Annotated in this window: 25 protein-coding genes; 15 read left to right on the top strand and 10 right to left on the bottom strand. The window is 68.5% G+C overall.

Features of this window, described 5'->3' with window-relative positions; all coding sequences use genetic code 11:
- Positions 1 to 87 precede the first annotated feature (87 nt).
- Positions 88 to 2,445 (bottom strand): ricin-type beta-trefoil lectin domain protein, encoded by a 2,358-nt coding sequence (locus tag ACIBQX_RS43240; RefSeq protein ID WP_397015268.1) that lies wholly within the window; start codon positions 2,443 to 2,445, stop codon positions 88 to 90.
- A gap of 378 nt (positions 2,446 to 2,823) precedes the next feature.
- Here ACIBQX_RS43240 and ACIBQX_RS43235 point away from each other — a divergent pair, with 378 nt between their 5' ends.
- Positions 2,824 to 3,564, top strand: coding sequence for a FadR/GntR family transcriptional regulator (locus ACIBQX_RS43235; protein ID WP_397015266.1), 741 nt, complete (start codon positions 2,824 to 2,826; stop codon positions 3,562 to 3,564).
- Positions 3,565 to 3,609: 45 nt separating this feature from the next.
- Here the strand turns inward: ACIBQX_RS43235 and ACIBQX_RS43230 are convergent, their stop codons facing one another.
- From ACIBQX_RS43230 to ACIBQX_RS43215, 4 genes are all read right to left on the bottom strand, one after another.
- Positions 3,610 to 4,785 (bottom strand): mandelate racemase/muconate lactonizing enzyme family protein, encoded by a 1,176-nt coding sequence (locus tag ACIBQX_RS43230; RefSeq protein WP_397015264.1) that lies wholly within the window; start codon positions 4,783 to 4,785, stop codon positions 3,610 to 3,612.
- 1 nt (position 4,786) lies between these two features.
- Positions 4,787 to 5,614, bottom strand: a complete 828-nt coding sequence (locus tag ACIBQX_RS43225; protein WP_397015262.1) for a carbohydrate ABC transporter permease — start codon at positions 5,612 to 5,614, stop codon at positions 4,787 to 4,789.
- A complete protein-coding gene (locus tag ACIBQX_RS43220; protein ID WP_397015260.1) occupies positions 5,614 to 6,519 on the bottom strand; it encodes a carbohydrate ABC transporter permease in 906 nt (301 codons plus the stop codon). Before ACIBQX_RS43220 ends, ACIBQX_RS43225 begins: the two co-directional genes overlap by 1 nt.
- A gap of 70 nt (positions 6,520 to 6,589) precedes the next feature.
- A complete protein-coding gene (locus ACIBQX_RS43215) occupies positions 6,590 to 7,828 on the bottom strand; it encodes an ABC transporter substrate-binding protein (protein WP_397015258.1) in 1,239 nt (412 codons plus the stop codon).
- 166 nt (positions 7,829 to 7,994) lie between these two features.
- On the opposite strand from ACIBQX_RS43215, the gene ACIBQX_RS43210 reads away from it, so the two are divergent.
- From ACIBQX_RS43210 to ACIBQX_RS43200, 3 genes are all read left to right on the top strand, one after another.
- Positions 7,995 to 8,765, top strand: a complete 771-nt coding sequence (locus ACIBQX_RS43210; protein ID WP_397015256.1) for a FadR/GntR family transcriptional regulator — start codon at positions 7,995 to 7,997, stop codon at positions 8,763 to 8,765.
- A gap of 160 nt (positions 8,766 to 8,925) precedes the next feature.
- Positions 8,926 to 9,105 (top strand): hypothetical protein, encoded by a 180-nt coding sequence (locus ACIBQX_RS43205; protein WP_397015254.1) that lies wholly within the window; start codon positions 8,926 to 8,928, stop codon positions 9,103 to 9,105.
- Entirely contained in the window at positions 9,102 to 9,701 is a 600-nt protein-coding gene (locus ACIBQX_RS43200; RefSeq protein ID WP_397015252.1) for a DUF1772 domain-containing protein, read from the top strand. Before ACIBQX_RS43205 ends, ACIBQX_RS43200 begins: the two co-directional genes overlap by 4 nt.
- Positions 9,702 to 9,853: 152 nt before the next feature.
- On the opposite strand, the gene ACIBQX_RS43195 is transcribed toward ACIBQX_RS43200, so the two are convergent.
- Positions 9,854 to 11,923, bottom strand: a complete 2,070-nt coding sequence (locus ACIBQX_RS43195; protein ID WP_397015250.1) for an alpha-N-acetylglucosaminidase TIM-barrel domain-containing protein — start codon at positions 11,921 to 11,923, stop codon at positions 9,854 to 9,856.
- A 106-nt stretch (positions 11,924 to 12,029) separates the two neighbouring features.
- Between ACIBQX_RS43195 and ACIBQX_RS43190 the strand changes: the two genes are divergently transcribed.
- Entirely contained in the window at positions 12,030 to 12,659 is a 630-nt protein-coding gene (locus ACIBQX_RS43190; protein WP_397015248.1) for a TetR family transcriptional regulator, read from the top strand.
- A gap of 2 nt (positions 12,660 to 12,661) precedes the next feature.
- A complete protein-coding gene (locus ACIBQX_RS43185) occupies positions 12,662 to 13,912 on the top strand; it encodes an MFS transporter (RefSeq protein WP_397015246.1) in 1,251 nt (416 codons plus the stop codon).
- 31 nt (positions 13,913 to 13,943) lie between these two features.
- On the opposite strand, the gene ACIBQX_RS43180 is transcribed toward ACIBQX_RS43185, so the two are convergent.
- Positions 13,944 to 14,942 (bottom strand): helix-turn-helix transcriptional regulator, encoded by a 999-nt coding sequence (locus ACIBQX_RS43180; protein ID WP_397015244.1) that lies wholly within the window; start codon positions 14,940 to 14,942, stop codon positions 13,944 to 13,946.
- Positions 14,943 to 15,033: 91 nt separating this feature from the next.
- Between ACIBQX_RS43180 and ACIBQX_RS43175 the strand changes: the two genes are divergently transcribed.
- Together ACIBQX_RS43175 and ACIBQX_RS43170 are read left to right on the top strand one after the other, a co-directional pair.
- Positions 15,034 to 15,432, top strand: a complete 399-nt coding sequence (locus ACIBQX_RS43175) for a VOC family protein (protein WP_397015242.1) — start codon at positions 15,034 to 15,036, stop codon at positions 15,430 to 15,432.
- A 390-nt stretch (positions 15,433 to 15,822) separates the two neighbouring features.
- Entirely contained in the window at positions 15,823 to 16,242 is a 420-nt protein-coding gene (locus tag ACIBQX_RS43170) for a hypothetical protein (protein WP_397015240.1), read from the top strand.
- 85 nt (positions 16,243 to 16,327) lie between these two features.
- Here the strand turns inward: ACIBQX_RS43170 and ACIBQX_RS43165 are convergent, their stop codons facing one another.
- Entirely contained in the window at positions 16,328 to 17,107 is a 780-nt protein-coding gene (locus ACIBQX_RS43165) for an NAD(P)H-dependent oxidoreductase (protein ID WP_397015238.1), read from the bottom strand.
- A 137-nt stretch (positions 17,108 to 17,244) separates the two neighbouring features.
- On the opposite strand from ACIBQX_RS43165, the gene ACIBQX_RS43160 reads away from it, so the two are divergent.
- The 7 genes from ACIBQX_RS43160 to ACIBQX_RS43130 all read left to right on the top strand — a co-directional run bounded on the left by ACIBQX_RS43160 (position 17,245) and on the right by ACIBQX_RS43130 (position 22,712).
- The gene (locus ACIBQX_RS43160; RefSeq protein WP_397015236.1) at positions 17,245 to 18,093 is read left to right on the top strand and encodes a helix-turn-helix transcriptional regulator; all 849 of its coding nucleotides are present in this window, start codon (positions 17,245 to 17,247) and stop codon (positions 18,091 to 18,093) included.
- A gap of 421 nt (positions 18,094 to 18,514) precedes the next feature.
- Positions 18,515 to 18,844 (top strand): PadR family transcriptional regulator, encoded by a 330-nt coding sequence (locus tag ACIBQX_RS43155; RefSeq protein WP_397015234.1) that lies wholly within the window; start codon positions 18,515 to 18,517, stop codon positions 18,842 to 18,844.
- Between the two features lie 2 nt (positions 18,845 to 18,846).
- Positions 18,847 to 19,284, top strand: coding sequence for a DUF1048 domain-containing protein (locus tag ACIBQX_RS43150; RefSeq protein ID WP_397015232.1), 438 nt, complete (start codon positions 18,847 to 18,849; stop codon positions 19,282 to 19,284).
- 11 nt (positions 19,285 to 19,295) lie between these two features.
- A complete protein-coding gene (locus tag ACIBQX_RS43145) occupies positions 19,296 to 20,096 on the top strand; it encodes an ABC transporter ATP-binding protein (RefSeq protein WP_397015230.1) in 801 nt (266 codons plus the stop codon).
- Positions 20,097 to 20,105: 9 nt separating this feature from the next.
- Entirely contained in the window at positions 20,106 to 20,867 is a 762-nt protein-coding gene (locus ACIBQX_RS43140; RefSeq protein ID WP_397015228.1) for an ABC transporter permease, read from the top strand.
- Between the two features lie 97 nt (positions 20,868 to 20,964).
- A complete protein-coding gene (locus ACIBQX_RS43135; RefSeq protein WP_397015226.1) occupies positions 20,965 to 22,173 on the top strand; it encodes a cytochrome P450 in 1,209 nt (402 codons plus the stop codon).
- 218 nt (positions 22,174 to 22,391) lie between these two features.
- Positions 22,392 to 22,712 (top strand): GNAT family N-acetyltransferase, encoded by a 321-nt coding sequence (locus ACIBQX_RS43130; RefSeq protein WP_397015224.1) that lies wholly within the window; start codon positions 22,392 to 22,394, stop codon positions 22,710 to 22,712.
- A gap of 154 nt (positions 22,713 to 22,866) precedes the next feature.
- Here ACIBQX_RS43130 and ACIBQX_RS43125 read toward each other — a convergent pair whose 3' ends face one another.
- Both ACIBQX_RS43125 and ACIBQX_RS43120 read right to left on the bottom strand, forming a co-directional pair.
- Complete coding sequence (locus ACIBQX_RS43125; RefSeq protein WP_397015222.1) at positions 22,867 to 23,388, bottom strand: GNAT family N-acetyltransferase; 522 nt, start codon at positions 23,386 to 23,388, stop codon at positions 22,867 to 22,869.
- Between the two features lie 105 nt (positions 23,389 to 23,493).
- A complete protein-coding gene (locus ACIBQX_RS43120) occupies positions 23,494 to 24,078 on the bottom strand; it encodes a VanZ family protein (RefSeq protein ID WP_397015220.1) in 585 nt (194 codons plus the stop codon).
- Positions 24,079 to 24,166 lie beyond the last annotated feature (88 nt).

Here is a 24,166-nt window from a genome sequence, read left to right as displayed (position 1 = left end):
CAGGGCGCCAGGGATGCTGCCTCGTGGCCAGAGGAGTGCCGCCTCTGGCCACGGTGGGAGAGGGGGCCCGTCATCAGGCGGACAGTGTCAGGCGCGGGTCCACTTCTGGTTGGCGCCGCCGTGGCAGGTCCAGATGTGCACTTTGGTGCCGTTGGCGGTGCCGGTGCCGTTGACGTCCAGGCACTTGTTCGCACCGATGGCGGTGATGCTGCCGTCGGCGTTGAGGCGCCACTTCTGGTTGTTCTGGCCGTTGCAGTCCCAGATGATCACCGCGGTGCCGTCCGCGGTCCCGGCCGCGTTCACGTCCAGGCACTTGCCGCCGTAGACCCGCAGCTCACCGGCGCTGGTGGCGGTCCACCGCTGGTTGGGCTGCCCGTTGCAGTCCCAGACCTGCGCCTGCGCGCCGTTGGCCTGCGAGGCGCCGCTGACGTCCAGGCACCGTCCCGACCCCACACCCCGCAGCGCGCTCGTGCTCCCTGGAGGCCGGCCCTGGGGCCCGGCGGCCGCGATCACGGCCTGGGCGCCGGCCGGCCAGGCGCCGTTGGTGACGGTGACGTTGTTGTTCACCACGTTGCCGCGGTCGCCGTTGGTAATGTTGGTGCTGCCGTTGGTCGACCAGTTGCCGGTGACGGTGAAGTCGCCCATGTTCTCGCCGTACCAGTAGTTGGCGGTGGCCCAGGTGCCGGTGTTCGACAGCACGTTGTTCCTGACGGTGTAGTGCCGCGAGCCCTCGTCGAAGTAGATGCCGAACCAGCCGTTGGTGCGCAGGCAGTGGTTGTCGTTGATCACCGCGCCCGGGTTCCACGACAGCGTGTAGATGCAGCCGCCGTCGGTCATCTGCTGCATGACGTCGTGCACGTAGTTGCCGATGAGCCGGTTGCCGGAGGCGGTGGTGGGCGTGGTGTAGCGCGGCTGGAAGTCGTACAGGCCGCGGTCGGCGTAGTGGGTGCTGCCGCCCGGCTCGTTGGCGCCCCAGCCGTATCCGATCGACATGCCGGTGTAGGGCATGTTGTAGACCTCGTTGTGGGACACGTCGGTGTTGGTGACGTAGGTGGTCAGGACCGAGACGACGCCTCGGTGGTTCAGGCCGAGGTCGTGGATGCGGTTGTCGCTGACGATGATGTTCCGGTTGACCATCCGCTGGTCACTCGGGTGGTGTGCGTCCGCGCGCACGCCGCCGACCACGATGCCGCCGGCCGAGCTGTGGGCGATCTCCGACCGGGTGACCGTGATGTCGGCGGCGCCCAGGCCGACACCGCCGGCGTGCGCGTTGGCGTCGTTGCCGATGCCGATGGCCGTCTGTCCCAGGTTGACGAAGCGCGAGTCGGTGAAGGTGATGGTGTTCGCCGCGGAGACCTGCACGGCGGCCGGCATCTGGTACCAGTTCGGCCGGGTCGCCTCGAACTGCCGGCAGCCCTGGTGACACGAAGTGAAGGCGGGCCAGCTCCAGTTGCCCGCTATGTAGGCGCCGGTCTGCTGGTCCACGTAGCCCTGGTCGCCGCTGGGGCCGAGCCAGCTCGTGCCGGTGAAGGTGATCCCGCTGAACGTGATGTGGTGCGCGGGCGCGTCATAGGTTCCCCCCACGTGCACCAGCGACTGGAGCACCGGCAGCTCCACGCTGACGTTGCCCATGTTCTGCCCGGTGAGCGGGATGTAGGACAGCGCGCCCGCCGCGGGGTCGAGGTACCACTCCCCCGGCGAGTCGAGAAACTCGTAGGCGTTGACCAGGTGGAGCGGCCCCGCCCGGTGCGGGCTGGTGAAGGTGTCGTACCCGAAGTTGTTGTTGTTCCAGGCGGGCTGCCGCATCGTGATGAGGTTTCCGCTGATGCTCTGCACCGGCGCGTACCGGTCCGTGAAGGAGCCGACGCTCTCCATCTCCACCCGGTCCTGGTCAGCGAGGTTGTTCAGATAGCTCAGCGCGCCGCTGGTGAATCTCATCCCGGTGCTGCTCGCGGTGAAGTCGGACCGGTTGACGGCGGTGCGCGCCCGGGTGGCGAGCGCACCGTCGACGTACAACTGCCGGGTGTCGATCCCGGCCCCGACGTTGGCGCGCCAGATGTTCTTTCCCGAGTCGGCCACGGTCCATCCGGTGATCGCCCTGGCTCCGCTGATGACCGGGACGGCCCCTGCCGCGGCCTGCCATCTGACGGAGTAGCCGTTGTTCCCGGAGTCGGCGGCGGTCAGCCGGAGCGGCGAGGACAGCCGGTACACCCCGCCGGCCAACTCCACGACGATGTCACCGGACATCCCGGCGTTCAGCGAACGTACCGCCGTCTGCGCCGCGGCCGGCGAGCACGGCTGGGTGGAGGTGCAGGCGGTGCCGGTGCCGGCGGGTGACGCGTACAGGGTCGTGGTGGCCGCGAGGGCCGGGGTGGCGGGGGCGACGAGGGCGAACGCCGCGGCCAGCGCGGCGGTGACGATGCCGATCAGGATCGGTCTCAGCATCGTGACGGGCGGAGGTAAGGGCACAGTCGTTCCTTCGGGGGGGTAGGCGTATGGCCAGGTCACGCCGTGATCCTCAGGCAGGTGACGCCTTGGCGGGGTGGAGCGGTCGGGGATCGCCGGACTCGCTACCCATTACCTTCGGAGCAGGGAAAGCCGTCAAGCCTTTAAGCCTGCTTATTTTGCGATTCGCGCACCGAGAGTACGGCCATGGCCAGCTGATTTATGCCTTCACCAGCAACAATATCGATGACCGCGCACGTCCGCGCCGACAGCCTCGAATGAACCGTTCATATGTATCGTACTCATCGGACGGCACTGTGGCGGGGAGGGTTAGCCCATCAGTCATACTCTTGCAGGGAACGGTGAGGAGGAAGCACGGTGACTGAGGCCTCCCGCGAGAGCGGATACCGGCCGGGCTACGAGGTAGCCGCCGAGCAGGTGCTGGAATTGATCCTCAGGCTCGGCCTGCGTCCAGGTGACCGCATGCCGACCGAGAACGAGCTGGCCCAGCAACTGGGCACCAGCCGCACCGTGGTGCGCGAGGCGGTGAAGATCCTCTCCGCGCTCGGCCGGGTACGCGCCCAGAAGGGCCGCGGCTTGTACGTGGCCGACGACGAGGGGATGCTCGGCACCGGGCGCTGGGGGTCCTTCTTCCTCCCGACCGACCTCGACCACGTCTACATGCTGTTCGAGTTCCGCCGGGCGCAGGAGATGGAGACCAGCCGCCTGGCCGCCCGGCGTGCCACCCCTGCCGAGCTGAGGGCGATCGAAGAAGCGGCCGGCCTGTGCCGCCACGGCTTCGAGACCGGACGCGAGGAACTGTTCAACGAGGGCGACGACGCCTTTCACACCGCGATCGCCGTCGCCTCGCACAACATGTTCCTCCAGGTCGCCGTGCGGGAGGCCCGTAGGCTGCAGGCGCAGTCGAGCCTCATCGGCCTGCGCGGCTCGGTGGGCGAGCACGCCGCCAAGGCGGTGGAGGAGCACGACGCCATCTACCAGGCCATCCGCGCCGGCGACCCCGAAGCGGCCGCCCAAGCCGCGGCCACGCACATCGACAACACCCTCGACGACTACCGCAGGGAGATCCAGCAGCGCCTCTTCTTCTCGTCCCACTGATCCGGGCACGGGCGACGGCGGGCGTCAGCCGCGTAAGGCTTCGGCTCATCCCGGAGACCGCGTTGCGGAGGAGCAGTTGGCGACCGCCAACAGCCGTCGTCCGGCGTGCTCCGGCCGGATGTGGGGGCCCTCGGCCGTCCTGGCGTCCGGCCGGCGGACGAACGCGTGGATCGCCTGCTCATCGACCGTGATGCCCAGCCCTGGCGAGTCGCCGAGGATGAACGCGCCGTCCTCGACGTACAGGTCGAGCGACAGTCCGAGCGGCGGGCGCAGATCCTGCAACTCGCTGGCCATGTGGTTCGGCACCGACGTCGCGGCGTGCAGCAGCGCGACGGGCGTGGCGCCGATCGGGCTGACCGGCAGGTCATGGGCGTGCGCCAGCGCGGACACCCGGAGGAAGTGGGACACCCCCCAGACGACAGCCGTCTGGACGATGTCCACGGCCTCCGCGGCCAGCAGCGGACGGAACTGCTCGAGCCCGGTGAGGTTCTCCCCCGTGGCGACGGAGGCGCGGATCCCGCGACCGACCGCGGCCAGGCCATCGGCGTCCCACCGCCGTACCGGCTCCTCGATCCACGTGAGATCCAGCGTGCGTTCGAGCTCGCAGACGTGCCGAACCGCCTGCTTGCGGGTCCAGGCCTCGTTCACGTCGAGCATCAGGCCCGGCCGCGCTCCGCGCCCTGCCTCGGTCAGGACCTCCCGTACCAGCGTGAGGCGGTGCCGGTCGCGTTCGATGTCGAGGCCGCCCTTGATCTTGGCCGCACGCAGACCGTGCCGGGCGTAGACCTGGTAGATCGAGACGAGTTCGTCGTCAGTCAGGCCGATGTCGAGGCCGGAGGCGTAGGCGGGCACCCCCCGGTCGCGCCCGCCGAGCAGGCGCCAGAGCGGCTCACCGACCGCCTGCGCCTTGATGTCCCACAGGGCGGTGTCGAGTGCGCCGATCGTGCCGAACACGGCGCCGGCGTGGCCCGCCTTGAAGGTCCGCCGCAGCATGCGGTCGTAGAGCGCCGTCACGCCGCGCGGATCCTCGCCCTCGATAGCGGCGAAGATCGTCTCGATCTCCACGTGCGGCCCGAGGCCGATGCCGGTGATCCCCTCGTCGGTGTCCACCATGACGAGCGGCACCGGGACGACTCCGTCGGCGATGACACCGTTGACGTCACCGACGGGACGGCCCCATTCCTGGACCGTCGTCATGGTGCGATAACCAGTGATCCGCATGTCAACCCTTCGTGGAACCGGCGGTGACGCCGTCGGTGATCTGGCGCTGGAGGAACAGATAGATCATCAGCACGGGCACCGCGGCGATCAGGACCCCCGAGGCGAAGATGGGGATGTCGTCGGAATACTGCCCGCGCAGCGCGTTGACCCCGATCATGAGGGTGCGATGCTCCGGCGACGGCATCATGAGCAGGGCGATGAGCACGTCGTTCCAGCAGAACAGGGTGTCGAGAATGCCGACCGACAGCAGCGCCGGAACGCCCAGCGGGAGCATGATCCGCCGGTACACGCCGTACACCGTGTTGCCGTCGATCCTGGCCGCGTCGACGATCTCCGCCGGAATGGTCCTGTAGTGACTTGTCATCAGGAAGACGGTGAACGGGAGGAACTGAGCGACGTAGGCCAGGATCAGTCCCGGATAGGTGTCGATGAGCCCGCTGTCGGCCATGACCCTGGCGAGCGGGACCATGATCACCTGGAACGGGATGAACAGCCCCGCGAGACAACCCAGGAAGATCACCGAGGAACCGCGGAACCGCAGCTGAGCCAGCGCGAAGCCCGCCATCGACCCCAACAGCAGCAGCAGGGCCACGGCGCACGCAACCACGATGAACGAGTTGACGAAGTACCGCGCCATTCCGGCGCCGGCCCACGCCTCGGCGAGGTTGTCCCACCGCAGAGAACCCGCCGGAGAGAACCGGTCGAGGATGTAGTCCCGACGGGTCTTCATCGCGACGTTGGCGGTGAACCCGAGAGGATAGATCGTCGCCAGCGCGAGACCGGCCATCGGAACGGCGGCCACCCACCTGGCCAGACGCGCCCCGGGCATCAGTCCTGCCTCCCGGCGCGACGGAGCAGGGTGATCTGCAGGAGCCCCACCACGAGCATGACGACGAAGAGAACCGTCGAGGCCGCCGAGGCGAGCGCCGGCCGGTTCATCTGTCCCTGCTGGTGCCAGATGTAATACTCCGGCAGGTAGGTGGACCCCTCTGGGCCCCCGCTGGTCATGACGAAGAGCAGGCCGAACATGGATGTCAGCATTCCGATCATCGTCGTCACGAAGACGAACTGAATGGTACGGGTCAGGCTCGGGATGATCACGTGCCAGATGATCTGGCGGAGTGACGCACCGTCCACGCGGGCGGCGTCCAGCAGCGAGGCGTCCAGGGTGCTGAACCCCGCGAGGAACACCACCAGGGCCATCCCGAACGTCGCCCATATGTGCACGCCGACCACCGTGAACATGGCGATGCCCGGATCGCCCAGCCAGTCGACGGGGCCGGCGCCGATCGCCGCGAGGACGGAGTTCAACGGGCCGTCGTACCCGAGCATGAGGTTGAAGATCGCGCCGACGATCACCGGTGAGAGCACGGCCGGGAAGAAATAGACGCTGCGGTAGACCCGGTGACCCGGCACACGCAGATAGATGAAGGTCGCGAGCAGACCCGGAATCGCCACCGCCAGGGGAAGCAGCAGCACGAGCAGCCCGACGTTGCGCAGCGAGGTGTGGAACAACGGGTCGCCGGCCAGCTCCAGGTAGTTGCTCGTCCCGACGAAGGTTCCGTTGAACTCGCCATCACCCGTGAAGGAGAAGTTGATCCCCAAGGCCAGCGGCCACAGTCGCAGCGCGACGATGATCAGTACGGCCGGGGCCACCAGGACGTAAGGCGCGATGCGCTCGGCGCGCACCGCGCGGGGGGACGGCCGGGCTGCCGTACGGGCTTGTTGCTTCACGCTCACTCCGCCGGCCCGCCCTGAGCCGGTCGGCCGGGCCAACGGCGAGGGGCCTCCGATCGGCACGCGGTCAGCCCACCCGGTCGGAGGCGGCCAGTTGCTCCACGGCTTCGTCCACCGTGACCGACCCGCTCAGGAGCTGCTGGGACAGCCTTCCCATCACGTCCAGAGTCTTGGAGGACAGCGCCACGTGCAGGGCGGGCCTGCCGGTCTTGATCTCGGAGGTGATCGTGGTGGCGGCCGGGCCGGCCTGCGAGACATCGATCGTCGTGTCGGACGCGATCGCGCCGGCCTCGGCGTAGAACGCCGTCAAGGCGTCGGTCGAGGTCAGGGCTCGCACCAGATCGGCGGCCAGTCCGGGGGCCTTCGTCCCCTTCGCGACCGCGTAGCCGATGCCGCCGTCATACGGAAGGCTCGGGGTGGCTCCGTCGGTGACGACCGGGGCCCGCATGACGCCGATCTTTTCGGGCGGCAGGAACTCTCCGAAGTCTTTCCAGTGCCCGATGTCCGATATCAGCCCGATGATGTGAGCGGCCTTACCGGTCTCGAAGACTCTGAAGATGTCGGTGAACATCGCGGTGGAGTTGGCACCGTCGTTGTTCAGCCCTTGGTCGCCGGCGTCCTTCCACAGCTCGAAGATCCGCCGCACGTGAGGAGAGGTCCAGTCGCGTTTTCCGGCGATCCAGTCGTCGTACTCCCGAGGTGTGAGGACTCCTGATCCGAGGCCCGACAGGAAGAACTGGATTCCGATGCCTTCCTTGTTTCCGAGCGCGAAGCAGGTGGCCCCGGTCGCCTTCTTGATGGCGGCGCAGCCGCTGACGAACTCGTTCCAGGTCTTGGGTGGGTCAGCCGGGTCGAGGCCGGCCGCTTCGTAGAGCGTCTTGTTGTAGTAGATCGGGTGCCCCTGCAAGGTCACCGGTGCGGCGTAGACCTTGCCGTCCTTGCTGAACGCGTCCCAGCCCGCCAGCCGGCTCCTGTCCTCGGCCACGTACCGGTCCAGTGGAAGGAGCGCGTCGGCTCGGTCACGGATCTGCCCACCCCCGTTGAAGAGCATGACGTCGGGCGCCTTGTTCGACTGGATCGCCGTGCCGAGCAGGGTGTAGTACTGGTCGAACGGCTGGGCGACGAACTCGACGGTGACCCCCGGATGCCGCTTCGCGAAGTCCGCCTTCGCCTTCTCGACGTAGGCCGCGGCGGCCGGTTCACCGGACTTCCAGTCCCAGACCACGAGCTTCTGCTGTGAGTCTCCGGACGGGGAGCCCGTCCGGGTCGCGCTTCCACAGCCGGCCACGGCCAGTACCGCGGCCATCAAGGCCGACCATAACGCTCGATGCTTCATCGCTGCCCGCTTTCCGGGGGCGGCCGCCGGATCCGGCCGTCTGCGACCAAACGTAATTCGTATGACGTCTGACGACAAGGGGTCTCGCGTATACTGGCGCGGTGACGCTGTCACTTGCCAGGCCACCGGAGGCGACATGACGGCATCGCAGGAAACGGCCGGCAGTGGCCCGGTGCCACCGGTCTGGGTACGCCGCCCGGCAAGTCTCGCCAGAGCGGTGACCGCCGAGTTGGTGGAGCGCATCGTGCGCGGTGTGCACCCGCCGGGGACACCGTTGCCCCCTGAGCCCGCGCTGTGCGAGGCCTTCTCCGTGAGCCGCACCGTCGTGCGGGAGGCAGTGAAGATCCTGCAGGAGAAAGGGCTGGTACAGGTCCGCCAGGGCTCCGGCACCATGGTCACCCCACCGGCGACGTGGGACATGCTCGACGAGCTCGTCCTCACCGCGACCATCGCCGAGGACGAGAGCCTGGCGATCCTCGACGACCTCGTCGTCACGCGGCGCGTGCTGGAGTCCGACATGGCCAACGTCGCCGCCCGCCTGGCCGGGACGGACACCATGGATCAGCTACGCGCACTGGTGGATCAGATGGACGAGCTCGTGGACGACCCGGTCACGTACGCCGAGAGCGACCGCGCCTTCCACGACACCATCATGCGGGCGTCGGGCAACCGCATCGCTCGTGGCGTCGTACGGTCACTGGAAGGCCAGGTCGTCAACACCGCCCGGTATCTGGGCCGGACCGAGCGGGCCCTGTGCGTGGCGTCGAACCTCGGCCACCGCCGCATCTACGAACGCATCGCCGCGCGCGATCCCGACGGCGCCGCCGAGGCGATGTTCCAGCACATCACCGAGGCCTGGATCGTCCGCCGCAGCGGAACGGCCGATCCCGTACGGCTGCAGCGCTAACACGGAGACCGCGCTGCTGGACGAGAAGCACACGGGCGAGACGTACTCGCTCTCCGGTCCGCAAACCCTCACCCTGGCCGAGGTCGCGGCCGAGCTCTCCGCCGCGACCGGCCGGCAGATCCGGTATGTCGCTCTCGAACCCGAGGAGCATGTCGCCGAGATGGTCGGGTACGGCGCATCCCAAGCCGAGGCCGGGGCCCTCCGCGACCTGTTCGCGGTGACCCGCAACCATCGCTCCGAGTACGTCTCCGACGGCGTGCGGGAGGTGCTCGGCCGGAAACCGCGCGACTTCACCGGCTGGGCGCGAAGCACCGTGCGAACCGGGGTGTGGTCGGCATGACCCTCACCAGGATCCTCACCCTTGCGGCGCTCACCGGCTCCGCACTGATGGGCGGTGTGTTCTTCGCCTACGGAAATTCGGTGATGGGCTCGTTGGAGCGCATGCCGGCCGGTCAGGGCGCCGCCACGATGAACGTGGTCAACGTCGAGATCTACAACCCGCCCTTCATGCTGATCTTCATGGGCACCGGCCTGGTCTGCCTGGCGCTCGCGGTGCTCGGCCTGGTCCGGGACGGCCCGGGCAGGTGGTGGTCGCTGAACGGTTCCGTGCTCTACCTCGTGGGCGCGATGATCACCATCGCCGTCAACGTCCCGCAGAACGACCGGCTCGCGGCGGTCGATCCCACCACGCCCGAGGGCGCGGCCGAGTGGTCGATGTTCGTGGCCTCCTGGACTCCGGCGAACAATCTTCGAGCGATCGCCTGCACGCTGGGCGTTGTCGCCTTCGGCATCGCGCTGACCAGCACCGACAGGCCGGAATCGGCGAACCAGGTCCAGCAGAACGCAGGCCCGCGGCACGACGGACCGCCGCACCCCGGACCACCGCACGGCGGACCCCAGCACCAGGGACCCGCACCCAGAAGAGACCAGAGGTAGAGGTGACAGCAGCACCCGATCGGGCGGGCGAACTGGCGACGCAGCACCGCGACAGCCAAACCTGGAAGACCAGGTCAGACCCTCTGCAACAATTCTGGCACCGGACAGGCGCCCGCCGGCTGGCGGGACCGGCGCCATTCGCGACCAGGGCGCTACAGGTCGGCGTTGAAGATCTCCAGAGCGATCTCGATCGGATCGCCGCACGGTTCGGCCGGGTAGTCGGCGTGCTGGTCAGCCCACTGCTGACCGTAGGCGTTCCAGTCCATCGCGCCTTCCTCGAAGAAGGTCTTCCAGCGTGCCCGGTAGTAGCCGTTCATCAGGCCCGCCCAGTTGCGGTTGGCGTACTCGGCGAGAATGGCCGAGTCCGGCCCGCCCCATACGGTGACGAGCCGCTTGGCCGCGCGTTCCAGCTGACGGCTCTGCGCCTCGTCGGCGCCCCAGCGGCGGGCGTCGCGCAGCCAGCGGCCGAGGAGGTACTCCGGGCGGGTGGCGAGCAGCCGGTCCTGGATGTCGATCAGGCGGAGGAACCGCCGCTGGGCGTCTGCCCCGGCGAGGTGGGGCGCCAGGGCGCGGCCGCGGTCGTCGAGGATCTGGCGGGTGACGTCGACCAGGTCGTGCAGGTAGGTGTCGGAGTCGCGCAGGCGCGGCGCCGCTTCGAGCAGCAGCCGCCAGGCGGCCTCCACCTGGGCCGGGTCGTAGTGGAGCCGGTGCGGGCCGACGGCGGAGGCCTGGTCGGCGGTGAGCGAGGGGGTGGCGGCGAACACGCTGTCGGTGCAGGCGTAGACCTTGAAGTCGCTCAGCTTCTCGATGAACTCCTCCTCCCCCTCCTGCATGGACGCCGTCTCACCCCAGGTCGCGTAGGCCGACGAACGCAGCAGTCGCCACGCGTCCAGCGCGTCGGGGTCGGCGGAGCCGTACCGGGCGTGCACCCAGTCCTCCAGCCAGGCGTCGAGGTCGACGGGCTCGCGGGTCCACGCGAGGTCGGCGAACAGATCCCAGACCACCGGGTTGGTGTGCACGCCCTCGGCCATATTGGTCAGCGCGACGAGCTCTCCCGAGGCGAGCGGACCGGCCAGTTCGCCGGGCGCCGCGGCGATGTCGGGCAGCGAGCCGTACAAACCGTGGCGGCCGCCGTAGTTGGGCAGGATCCCGAATCCCCACGGCGCGCCCCAGAACCCGCCCTCGCGCCGCCAGGCGTCACCGGTCAAGTCGAGCACCAGCATCCGGTCCTGGTCGCAGGCCTCGAACAGATCCTTGCGGGGGTTGCCCGCCCATGCCTGCACTACCCACAGGTAGTCGGGGTCGGCCACGCGCATCGCCCGTTCGACGCCTGAGGCCGCGTCCGCGAGTGGGGTGTCTCCGATTCTGCCGCCCTCGTGGAGCAGGTCGACCGCCCAGGTGCCGCTCCGGCCGAAGCGCTCGTGCTGGTGGCGGTAGAAGGCCTCGGCGACATGCGCGTAATGCGGCGTGGAGGTGTCGAGCCAGTCGGGGCGGGGCGGGCCGGCCACGTCCATGAACCACAGGCCCTGCCGGATGACGGTGGCACCGGGGTTTCGGTCGGCGAACCTACCGGGGACGGTGCCGGAAAAGCCGGGCAGGATCGGCCTGATGCCGAGCTCGCGCATGCGCGCCAGCACGCGCAGGGCCAGCTCGGCGCGGCGTTCGACCAACTCGCGTGTGGTACCGCCGCCGAAGCTGTGCATGTTGTTCAGCCACTGCCACGGCTGGTGCGACGGTGGCACGATCCAGGCCAGCAGCTCACTTTCGGTGTAGCCGAATTCGCCGAACGCCTCCAGCCACACCGCCTCCTGCCCGAGCGTGAGGTGGGCGGCGTTGACCCCGGAGGCGGCGAGCAGGTCCAGCTCTCGCTGCCACTGGTCCCAGTCATAGAACGGCGTCGTGTACCCGGCGACGGTGATGTTGTAGGCGACCCGATACCGGTACGGCGAGGTCGCCGAGAGCGGTTCGCCGGGCGGCGGCGCGCTCGCCGGGAGGTGATCCCCCCAGCGGGATACCTCCCCGCGAGCCACATGCCGCAGGTAATGGGCGAACCCACTGGCCACGGCCACCGGCCCGGTACCCGCGAGCACCGTCCGGCCCTCCTGCGCGTAGATCTCGAAGCGGTCGTCCTCTCCGGGAAGGGCGCGGACGTCGAAGGCGTCGGCAAGCGGTCCGGCGAGCCTGCGCAGCGACTCCTGGGCCGCGGGAATCCATTCGGGCATGAACATCTCCATGATCTAAGTGGCTCAATGAGACAATTTATAGCGCCTAAAAAATTTCTCGCCAAGCCTACTGTCGCAGTGAGACACTTTGCTCTACGGTATGCGCATGAGCAGCGGTGAGGCACCAACGGGACTACGAGAGCGCAAGAAGGCCGGCACGCGCCGTGCCCTCATCGAGGCCGCCCTGACTCTGTTCGAGCGGCATGGCTTCGAGGGCACGACGGTCCAGCAGATCGCCGACGAGGTAGAGGTGGCGCGGCGGACCTTCAACCGCTATTTCACCTCAAAGGAGGACGTCGTCCTCGCCCACGAGGACCAGGTCATGGAGGACTTGCTGGCCGCGATCGATGGCCGCCCGCGGAGCGAGTCACCGGTCACCGCACTGCGCGCGGTGTTCCACGCCTTCCTCACCGATCCGGCCTGGTGCCAGAACGAGCTGCCCCGGATGCAGCGCGTTCAGCTCCTGCTGGACGACAATCCCGCGCTCATGGGCGAGAACATGAGGCGCTTCGCCCTGCGCGAGGAGCTGCTCGCCCGGCATCTGGCCGAGCGCGCCGGCGCAGGTCACGGTTTCCACGCCCGCCTGCTGGCCTCGACCGCGTTCGCAGCCCTGCGCATCGCGTTCGTGGAGTGGGCCAGGCGACCCGACGCCGACCCCGGCTCCTGCGCCCGCCTGGTCGACGAAGCCCTGCAGCGGCTGGACCTCGGGCTGGACCTTCCCCCTCTCATGGAGTAGGCATGACCATCACCTCGAGCCGGGGCGCCGGCTTTCACACCGGCCGCCGCCTCGGCGCGCTCTTGGGCGCGATGTTCCTGTTCAACCTCGCCGGCTACGCCGCCATCGGCGCGGCACTGCAGATCCTGCTTCCCGCCCAGGTGGCGGCGGCCGATTCGGCGGGCAAGCTCTCGGCGTTCGGACTGGTGACCGGGGTCAGCGCGATCGCGTCGGTATGCGTGCCGCCGATCGTGGGCGCCCTTTCCGATCGCACGCGCGGGCGGTGGGGACGGCGCTCTCCGTGGATCCTGTACGGCGGGCTCGCGACGCTCGCCGCGCTCGTCCTCCTCGGTTGGATGTCGACGGTCGCCGGGCTGCTGATCGGCTGGTTCCTCGTGCAGGGCACGGTCAACATCGGGCTGAACATCATGATCGCCGTGGTGGCCGACCAGGTCCCTGAGCATCGGCGCGGACTGGCCTCCACGGTCGGCGGCCTCGGGGTGCCGGTGGGCTCCCTGGCAGGCACGGCAGTCGGCGCCCTCCTCATCGACTCGGCGCTGCTCGCCTATACCCTGCTCGGGCTGGTGTTCCTCGCGACGTCCGCGCTGCTCGCGCTGGTCAGCCGCGAGCACCTTCCTGGCGGCGAGTCGCCGGAGCGCGCATCGCTGCGCACCCAGTTCATGTCCGCGCTGGCCGGCCTTCGCTCGCGGGACTACGCGTGGGCGTTCAGCTCGCGGGCGGTGATGTTCCTCGGCTACTTCGCCGTCTCCTCCTTCGGCCTCTACATCCTCACCGACTACATCCGGCTGCCCGCCGGGCTGACCGCGCCCAACGCGTTGACCCTGCAGGCCACGATCCAGACGGTCTGCCTCGTCCTCGGCACACTCGTCGCGGGCCCGCTGGCGGACCGGCTGAACCGGCACAAGCTGTTCGTGCTCATCTCATCGCTGATGGTCAGCGTGTCGGTCGCGCTGCCGCTGCTTTCACCGACCTGGACCGTCCAGCTGGCCGGCGCCGCCATCGGCGGGGTGGGCTTCGGCGCCTATCTTTCAGTCGACCAGGCGCTGGTCACCCTGGTCCTGCCCGCGGCCGAGCACAGTGGGCGCGACCTCGGGGTATTCCATATCGCGTTGAACGCGCCCCAGGTCGTGGCCCCGTTCGCGGGCTCGCTGATCGTCGCCAACCTCGGCGGCTATCCCGCCCTGTTCGTCGCCGGCGGCCTGCTCTCGCTCATCGGAGCCCTCATGATCCTGCAGGTGAAAAGCGTCCGGTAGAAGGGTCCGCCCTGGCTCGTCCGATTGCCGCCTACGCGGGCGAACTTCGCCGGGCCGAATGCGTGAGCCGGCCGGCGAGTGCCACGACGAGGTCACGGAGCTCGTCCGGTCGTTCGATGACGAACGGCAGGTCCAGCGAGGCGAGCACGGCGGGCAACCAGTCGAGCCGTTCCGCCCGCAGTTCGACGCGGGACCAGTGCATGGGGTCCGACTCTGCGCTGCTCACCGACGGTGACTCCGCCACGGTCGCGATGCCGGCGGGAAGCCGGGTGCGGATCTGCTCGGCCGTCCCCTGGACCCGCAGAGTCACCTCGTACCGGTACGGAGTGGTGGCGAGCCCCGTCAGGACCCGCTCCGCCGCGTCGAATCCGTCGGGCGGCTCGAACGAGCCGGGCAGGGTCCTCGCACTGGCGATGCGATCCAGCCGGAACGTCCGGTCTTCGCCGATCGCGGGATCGGCACCCGTCACGTACCACCTGCCCGAGTGGGCGACGAGCCCGTACGGGTGCAACGTGCGTTCGCTGTGCCGGCCGTCGGCGGCGGTGTACCGGATCGAGACCGGCCGGTGGTGGCTCACCGCGTCGGCGATCGAGAGCAGGACTGCGGTCTCCGGGGCGGTCGGCTCACCGGCTGGAGCTGTGAAGGCGATGGAGCCGAGCACGGCGTCGAGTCTGCGGCCGAGCCGCTCGGGCAGCACCCGCCGGATCTTCGCCGCTGCCGTCTCACTCGCCGTGCCCGCGGCCGTCATCAAGCCGGCTCGGCGCCCTGCGACCAGGCCGAGCAGCACGGCAAGCGCTTCGTCGTCGCTCAGCATGAGCGGAGGCATGCGGTAACCGGAGGCGAGCCGGTAGCCGCCGTAGCGGCCGCGCACCGACTCGACGGGCACGTCGAGGTCGATGAGGTGGTCGACGTACCGCCGCACCGTGCGCTCGTCCACGCCGAGCCGGTCGGCGAGCTCGGCCACGGTCCGAATGCCTCCCGACTGCAGGAGCTCCAGCAGGGTGAGCACGCGAGCAATGGGGCGCGACATACCCAGAAGTCTCCCGCAGATACCGGGCGGATTCTGCCCGGTATACGGCGTAGCGTGCGGTCACAAGCACCGACCGACCAGGAGAGAACCCATGGAATTCGTCTCGATCCGCATCATCACCAGCGACGTCGCCCGCCTCGTCGACTTCTACGAGCGCGCCACCGCAGTGCGGGCGAGCTGGGCCAACGAGGACTTCGCCGAGATCAGGACCGCCTCGGCCACCCTCGCGATCGCCGGCACCCGCACCGTCCCTCTGTTCGCGCCCGGCTCCGCTCACCCGGCCGACAACCGCAGCGTCATCATCGAGTTCCTGGTCGACGACGTGGACAGCGTGCACCAGAACCTGACCGGCTTCGTGGAGGACTTCGTCAACGAACCCACCACGATGCCCTGGGGCAACCGCGCGCTCCTGTTCCGCGACCCCGACGGCAACCTCGTCAACTTCTTCACCCCCGTCACCCCAGCCGCCATCGAGAAGTTCGCCCGCTGACAAGCCCTCGGCAGGGGGCCGTGAGCAGCTCGCCGAACGTGAGGTGCTCGCGAGTCCTCCTCGAGGACGGCCGGGTAAAACCCTGGAGAACGACTATGTGAAGCTCATCGAGAATCACCTCGACGGCCTCCACGATGACGATGACTTCGACGAGGACGAGCTGATCGATCAGGGCTATATCCCTTACGGATTCACCGACTTCGAGGCTTGAGCCACGTCCTCTGGGGCTCCGTACAGGATCGACTGCAGCAGCCTGTGGAAGACGGTCCGGTCGCTCACCCGTCGATCACCGGTGTGCGAGCCAGCCCAGGCTAGGTTAAAGATTATTGACATCATGTCGGGACTGTTTTACCTTCGGCATGTCTAGTTTTTCGTACATGGGAGCGGGACATGTCCTCCGAGGAGAAGCGCACCTGGATCTCCGCCCTGGTCGGCGTCGTCGTCCCGGTCGCCTACCTGGCGACCATCCTGTCCGAGGCGCCGGGTGCGGACGTGGCGAGGATCGCCTACGTAGGGCCGATGCTCACCTCGATCGGCGTCGGGATCGGCGCGGGCATCGTCCTGGCCATCGCGGCCGCCATGGCCTCGCCCAAGGACGCGGACAGAACAGACGAGCGCGATCGGGAGATCAACCGGCGGGGTGAGTACGTCGGGTTCTACGTCATGAGCATCGCCGCGATCGTGCCGCTGGTCCTGACGATGGCGAAGGTCGAGCACTTCTGGATCGCTCATGCGCTCTACCTGGCGTTCGTCCTGGCCGCACTGGCCTCGTCGGTGGTGAAAATCGTCGGGTACCGGCGGGGCTGGTAGCCACGGGCAAGCCGGCCAGGGTCACCCGTCTCACTTCACCAGGCGAACTACGTCAGGTCAGCATCCGCGTCCTCCATCGCCGGCGTCAGCCGCGTACGTGCAGCCCGAAACCCGTGCGGCCCGCGGGCTCCAGCCCTTCCTTCAGGTGCAGCGAGGGGATCTCGTAGTCACCGAAGTTCTGCCGCCGGAACGCGATCGGCTCAGTCGACTCCAGGGTGAGCAGGCGCTGCTCCCACGCCTTGGCGACGTCCGGGTAGTCCGCACCGGTCATCCGGTCGGTGCCGTACAGCACGAACGGCGGCAGCACCTCGATGCCCGGGTAATAGAGGATGCCGTGGTGAATCGGGAACAGCAGATCGTCGATGGGACCGTTGATCCCGCGAGCGGCGTAATGCGACTCCGGGCCGCCGGCGGTCACCGACAGCAGGGCCTTCCTGCCCGCGAGGGTGCCTTCGCCGAAGCGCTCGCCGTACTTGGTGTCGCTGTGCTCGCCGACGCCGTACGCGAAGTGGTAGGTGAACACCCGGTCCACCCAGCCTTTGAGGATCGCGGGCATCGCGTACCACCACAGCGGGAACTGCAAGATGATCGTGTCGGCCCACAGCAGCTTCTCCTGCTCGGCGAGAACGTCCGGGGTGAGCGTCCCGGCGTCGAAGGCCCGGCCCGAGTCCAGGGCGACCTTCAGCGGACTTGAGGCGTCGGGGCCGTAGTCGGCTGCGTCCACGACCGCCTTCCAGTTCATCGCGTACAGATCGCTCACCCGTACCTCGTGCCCGGCGGTCTCCAATGTGGACACCGCCAGGTCCTTCAGCGAGCTGTTGAGGGACTTCGGCTCCGGGTGGGCGTAGACGATCAGCGTCTTCATGGGACTCCTTCGCATCGGGTGCCCTCGATTCTGGGCGCCGCGGCGCCCGGCGTTCAGGGGCGCCTCTTCCATCGGACGGGACTTCCTGGTAACGGCAGGACCACCTTCACAGGCACCACCGAGGCCATACTGAGGGCATGGACGATCTCGCGGGCTTCCTGCGGACCCGGCGTTCCCGGGTCGACCCGGCGGCCGTCGGCATCCCTACCGACAGCCGCCGCCGGGTCGAAGGGCTGCGCCGCGAAGAGATCGCGCACCTGTCCGGCGTCAGCGTCGACTACTACGTACGCCTGGAGCAGGGCCGCGCGACCCAGCCCTCCGAGCAGGTCCTCGACGCGCTCGCCCGCGTCCTCGGCCTCGACGAGACCGAACGCGGGCACCTCTACCGGCTCGCCCGGCAGCGCCGCCGCCGCGCGAAGGCGCCGGGCGGGCGGGTCCGGCCTGAGCTGCTGCGTGTCCTCGACCTGGTCACCGACGCACCCGCGTTGATCGTGGATCACCGCCTGGACGTGCTCGCCGGGAACCACATCGCCGGGCTCCTCTACGGGCGGCCGATGCCTGGCCTGAACACCGCCCGGCACATCTTCCTTGAGGAGGCCGAGCGCGGCCTTTACGCGGACTGGGAGAAATGCACCCTCGACGTGGTCGGGCACCTGCGCCTGGCCGCCGGCAAATACCCCGACGACCCCCGCCTGGCCTCGCTCATCGGTGAGCTGGCGATGGGCAGCGAGCGCTTCCGCCGCCTCTGGGCCCGCGCGGACGTGCGCGCCCGCACCCATGGACGCAAGGCGTACCGGCATCCGCTGGTCGGACTGCTGGAACTGCACCAGGAGAACTTCGCACTGCCGGAGGAATCAGGCATGGAGCTGCTGGTGCTGTCCGCGGCCCCCGGCAGCCCCGCCGAGGACGGGCTGCGCCTGCTCGCGGGCCTGGGCGCGGACAGTGGCGACGCGCATCCCACCGTGAACGCTCAGGTCCACGAGTAATCCAACGGCCCCATCCACCGCCGGGAACGTCTCAATACTGATGGCTTTCCGGTGGGTAGCGGTTCTACCCGTCAGTCGGATTCTCCGAAGTGCCATGCCCTTTACAATGTAGATTTATAGTCGACGCTCCACTCGATCATCACATCATTGATCGCGTGCCCATTTCGTGCCGCATCAGTGCAGAATCCGCGCGGGCCAGCCCCTTGCACCGCTCCCCCGCCTGACCGGCGCGCAGCAGCATGACGGACCTACTCCCCCGCGTCCGCGCCTGTCGCCGTCGGAAGGCGATCGAGGACTGACGCGGACACCCACGTCCGGCCGCCCCACCCCCCTCAGCTATTCAGTGTTGCTATGTACCAGTAGTCGGTGTTACTTTGTACCAGTAGTAAGCAACGCTAGGTACCTGAAGAGGGGGTGTTCCATGGGCAAGCAGTTGACGGAGATGCTCAAGGGAACGCTGGAGGGCATCGTCCTGGCGATCCTGGCCGGCCGGCCCGCGTACGGCTACGAGATCACGGCGTGGCTGCGGGATCAGGGCTTTCCCGACATCGCCGAAGGCACCGTCTACGCGCTGCTGGTCAGGATCGAGCGGCGCGACCTCGTCGCCGTACAGAAGGTCCCGTCGGAGAAGGGCCCGCCGCGCAAGGTGTACTCCCTCAACGCTCACGGACGGGAGTACCTCGACGAGTTCTGGAGGACCTGGAGCTTCCTCGCAGAACGTCTCGAACAGCTCCGCGAAGGAGGCAGGTAGGCATGGACGCAGGGTCGAACGAGCCGAAGAGAGGCTTGCTGCAGTACCTCGAGGTGGTCACCGGGTCGTTGGAGGGCAAGAAGCGCTGGCGGCAGTACAAGGCGCGCGTCAAAGCGCTTCCCGAGGACTATCGCACAGCAGCCGAAGCGCTGGAGCGGTACCTGATGCACTTCGGGCCCGGGGACGGCGCCGACGCGGCGTCGATGTTCGACGACCTCGCCGACCTGTTCGAGCGGAGCGCCGCGGACGGCACCCCGATCCGCGAGATCTTCGGGCAGGACCCCGTGGCGTTCGTCGAGGCGTTCCTGCAGAACTACTCCGCCGGGAGCTACATCCGCCGCGAGCGCGAGCGCTTCACCAGCGCCATCGCCCGCGCCGCCGGCGAAGACACCGGCCAAGGCGCCGGCGAAGACACCGGGAAAGACGAGAGGACCCTTTGATGACAACTTTGATGACAACGCAGGACGTGATCCAGGTGCAAGGCCTGGAGAAGTCGTACAAGGACCTGCGGGTGCTGCGCGGCGTGGACTTCACCGTGGCGCGGGGCAGCATCTTCGCCCTGCTCGGCTCGAACGGGGCGGGCAAGACCACGGTGGTGAAGATCCTGTCCACGCTGCTCAAGGCCGACACCGGGACCGCCCGCGTCCACGGCTTCGACGTCGCCACGCAGGCCGCGGACGTACGCGAGTCCATCAGCCTCACCGGGCAGTTCGCCGCTGTCGATGAGATCCTCACCGGGCGGGAGAACCTGGTGCTGGTCGCCCGGCTACGGCACCTCAAGAATCCGGGCAAGATCGCCGATGACCTGCTGGAGCGGTTCTCGCTGACCGACGCGGGCGCGCGAAAGGCGTCGACGTACTCGGGCGGCATGCGACGCCGCCTGGACATCGCGATGAGCCTCATCGGCAGCCCACCGGTCATCTTCCTGGACGAGCCGACGACCGGGCTCGACCCCCAGGCCCGCATCGAGGTGTGGCAGGCCGTCAGAGAGCTCGCCGACCACGGCACGACAGTGCTGCTCACCACGCAGTACCTGGACGAGGCCGAACAGCTGGCCGACCGGATCGCGATCCTCCACCAGGGCCGGATCATCGTCAACGGCACCCTGGCCGAACTCAAGCGACTGCTGCCGCCCGCCAAGGTCGAATACATCGAGAAGCAGCCGACCCTCGAAGACGTCTTCCTCGCCCTCGTCAGCGCTGACGGCAAGGACGGCGACGCAGGCAAGCACCACATCTCAGTGAGCAAGTGAGGGGCCACGATGAGCAAGCATTTCCTCGGTGACACCACCGTCCTGCTGGGACGATCCCTGCGCCACATCGCGCGCAGCCCGGACACCATCATCACGACCGCGGTCATGCCGGTCGCCATGATGCTGATGTTCGTCTACGTGTTCGGCGGCGCGATCAACACCGGCTCGGACTCCTACGTGAACTACCAGCTGCCCGGCATCCTGCTCATCACGGTCGCCTCGGGCATCGCCTACACCGCGTTCCGGCTGTTCATGGACATGAAGGGCGGCATCTTCGAACGCTTCCAATCCATGCCGACCGCCCGCTCGTCGGTGCTGTGGGCGCACGTGCTGACCTCGCTGGTCGCCAATTCGATCTCGCTCGTCGTGGTCGTGCTCGTCGCTCTGCTGATGGGTTTCCGCTCGTCGGCGGCACCGCAGGCGTGGCTCGCGATCGCCGGCATCCTGATCCTGTTCACCCTGGCGCTGACCTGGATCGCCGTCATCCCCGGCCTGACCGCCAAGACGATGGAAGGCGCGAGCGCGTTCTCCTACCCGCTCATGTTCCTGCCCTTCCTCAGCTCGGCATTCGTGCCCACCGACACCATGCCCGGCCCCCTGCGCGCCTTCGCCGAACACCAGCCGGTGACCTCCATCGTCAACACCATCCGTGCCCTGTTCACCCAGCAACCGGTCGGCACCGACCTCTGGATCGCCCTCGGCTGGTGCGCCGGCATCCTCATCGTGGCCTACGCCTTCGCCATGAGCACCTACCGCCGCAAAATCTCCTGACCTGCCGCTGGACAAGCCCGTCCTGGCCCGGATCAACGCGGCGGACAGGCTCATCGCGGCTGCAGGAGAACACACCACAGCGAAACGAGGAACAGTCATGAATGAATCCCTCCACACCCTCGAGACGATGCCGACCGCGCGTCAGTCCGGCTGTCCCTTCGACCCGCCGGCGGAGCTGGTCGAGGCCCGTGAGCACGGCCCGATCAGCCGCTTCCCCTTCCCGGACGGGCACCAGGGCTGGCTGGTCACCGGCTACGACCTGGTCCGGTCGGTCCTGGCCGACCCGCGGTTCAGCTCCCGCAGGGAGTTCATGAGCCATCACCCGACCATCGACATGGGCGACTTCCAGGTCCCGCCGGCGCCGCCCGGTGAGTTCCTGCTGATGGACGAGCCGCAGCACAGCCGCTACCGCAAACCGCTGGTGGGCAAGTTCACCGTACGGCGGATGCGGCTGCTGACCGAGCGCGTCGAGCAGGTCACCGCCGAGCACCTGGACGCCATGGAGAAGGCCGGGCCGTCGGCCGACCTGGTGACCGCGTTCGCCAAGCCCATCCCCGCCATCGTCATCTGCGAGCTGCTGGGCGTGCCGTACGAGGACCGAGGCCGCTTCCAGGACAACATCGACAAGTTCCTCGGCGGAGAGGTCAGCGACGAGGACCTGCTCGTGGCCTACACCGCCACTCAGCAGTACCTCGCCGAGCTGGTGGCCGCCAAGCGCGCCCATCCCACCGACGACGTGCTCAGCGACCTGCTCGACAGCGACCTCACCGACGAGGAACTGCAGGGGATGGCCCTGATCCTGCTGTCGGCCGGGTTCGACACCACCGCGAACATGCTCGCGCTGGGCACCTTCGCCCTGCTGCAGAACCCGGAGCAGCTGGCCGCGCTGCGCGCCGACCCCACGCTCACCGACGGGGCCGTGGAGGAGCTGATACGGTACCTGACCGTCGCCAAACAGTTCATGAGGGTCGCGCTGGAGGACATCGAACTGGGCGGCCACACCATCAAGGCCGGCACGACGATCATCCTGTCGCTGAGCACCGCCAACCGCGACCCTGAGCGCTTCACCGACCCCCACACGCTCAACGTGCGCAGGCAGGACGGCGGCCACCTGGCCTTCAGCCACGGCATCCACCAGTGCCTGGGCCAGCAGCTGGCCCGCGTCGAAATGCGCGTCGCACTCCCCGCGCTGCTCAACCGCTTCCCCACCCTGCGCCTGGCCGTACCCGCCGAAGAGGTCGCCCTGCGCCCGGAGACCGCCGACATCTACGGGGTCAAGAGCCTCCCGGTCACCTGGGACGCGTGAGCTTCGGGAGTTCCGTGACGTCGCCGAGGGTTCAATCCCCCGCTCCAAACACGTACTATCGCGAACGAGGAACGGCGGTGAATGTCGCGACGCGATCTCCATGCTCACCGCCTCCACGACACCCTGCCGTTTTCACCTCGCCCTGGGCGCTACCCTCTGACCGGACGACAGCCGTCCCTACGGCCCAAGCACTGACCACCACATATCTGAGGACGAAGATGAGCGACTCCCGACCGCACACCATGCGCATCGTCGACAACGCCGATGCCAACAGGTATGAGGCATACGTCGACGATAAGCTGGCCGGCTTCGCGGAGTACATCCGCACCAAGAACCTCATCGCCTTCGTCCACACCGAGGTGGAGGAGGCCCATGAGGGTCAAGGCATCGGGGGAGCTCTCGTGCGTACGTCACTCGACGCTGCCCGTGCCGCCGGGGCTCCGGTCCTTGCCGTCTGCCCCTTCTACACCGCCTGGATCGCCCGGCACCCCGAGTACGGGGAGCTGGTGTACACCAATAGGAGCCGCGTGCGTGACTGATGACCGTACAGTTCCTCTCGCGGGAATCGCGGCGCGGACAGGTGCCGGTGACGGGTCGGCCGTACGCACGGACCCGCCCGGTCACCGGCGCTCCGATCACCCGCCACAGCAGGTCCGGCCAGTGCGTGGCCAGGCGGCCGACTTGGTCTGATCGTCACAGGCCAGAGCCGGGCACGGTTCGTTCGAGCTCCACCAGGACGATCGGAGGGCCCTCGCCGAAGTCGTGGTCGTGTCGCCTGCCGGTCTCGCCGAAGCCGTTCTTGGCGTAGAAACGGCGTGCCTGGGCTGAATCCCGAAGCGTCCACAGATGCACGCGGTCATAGCCGGCCTCCCGCAGCCGGTCCAAGGTGGCGGCCAGCAAGGCCGCCGCGAGGCCGCGGCCCCAGACCTCCGGGTGGGCGAAGAAGGTGTGGATCTCCGCGAGGCCGGGGCGGGGGGAGGCGGCCCCGAAGCGGGCGAAGGCTCCTGGGAGATCGTCCAGGAGCGCGAGCAGGATCGTGTCCTGGCCTTCGGCCAGGATGGCGTCCCACTTGGTGCGCCGCTCCTGGATACCGGCGGCAGCGACCTTCGGCGTGCACAACGGGCCGTGCGAAATGCCCCAGGAGATCGCGTGGATCTCGCCGAGGACGTCCCCGTCGCCGGGTCCCGCCTCGCGGATAGTGATCATGCCCTGCATGGAGGAGACTCTACGCGGTGGCGTCGCGGGGGTGAGCCTCGCGGTCGCGCAACTCGCCCCTTCCGGTGCTTTCCGTCGTGGCGGAGTGCTCCTGGTGAGGGCCGCCTAGGACCTCACCGGCCTCCCGACGACGTGAACGGCCCCTGACGACGCTCCGGCCGTAGTGCGCCACCAGCGGCGCGACGCCAGCGCGGCCAGCCCGGCGCCGGCGGTGTTGAGCAGTACGTCGTCCACGGAGGACACCCGATCCAGCCGCAGAGCGTACTGTGCGGACTCGAGCAGGACCGAGCAACCCGCCGCGAGCGCCAGGATCCGCAGGACCGACGTCAACGCCACGAACCGCAGGGGGGCGAGGAACCCCAGTGCCGCGAACACCAGCAGGTTGCCGACGATCTGGCCCGTCGCCCCGTCGGCGAGGATCGCGTACAGGTCCCGCAGCGGTACCAGGCTCACCCGACCGGGGACTTCGCCGGCCTGGCCGCCCGGCAACATGATCACCCATACCCACGGCACCGTCCCGTAGACAATGCCGACCTCGGCCAGCGACGTGCGCCACGCCGGCGCGGCGCCGGTGACACGCCGACGGCGTGCCCGAGCCCACACCGCCAGTGCGGCCAACGGCAGTACGGCCACCGTGATGACTGCCACGCCGGTGAACGTACCGACCCAGCCGTGCCACCCGTTGATCACGCTTCCTCCACTTCCACCCGAGCCGCGAAGTCTCCCCGCAGGTCAGAACTATTTCTTCGATGTCGCGAGGGGATATGGGGCGTCCGGT

Origin of the sequence: Nonomuraea sp. NPDC049714 (assembly GCF_044465295.1) — a bacterium.
GTDB lineage: Bacteria > Actinomycetota > Actinomycetes > Streptosporangiales > Streptosporangiaceae > Nonomuraea.
Note: the sequence above shows the minus strand (reverse complement) of the source record. Positions and strands in the feature narration are given on the sequence as shown.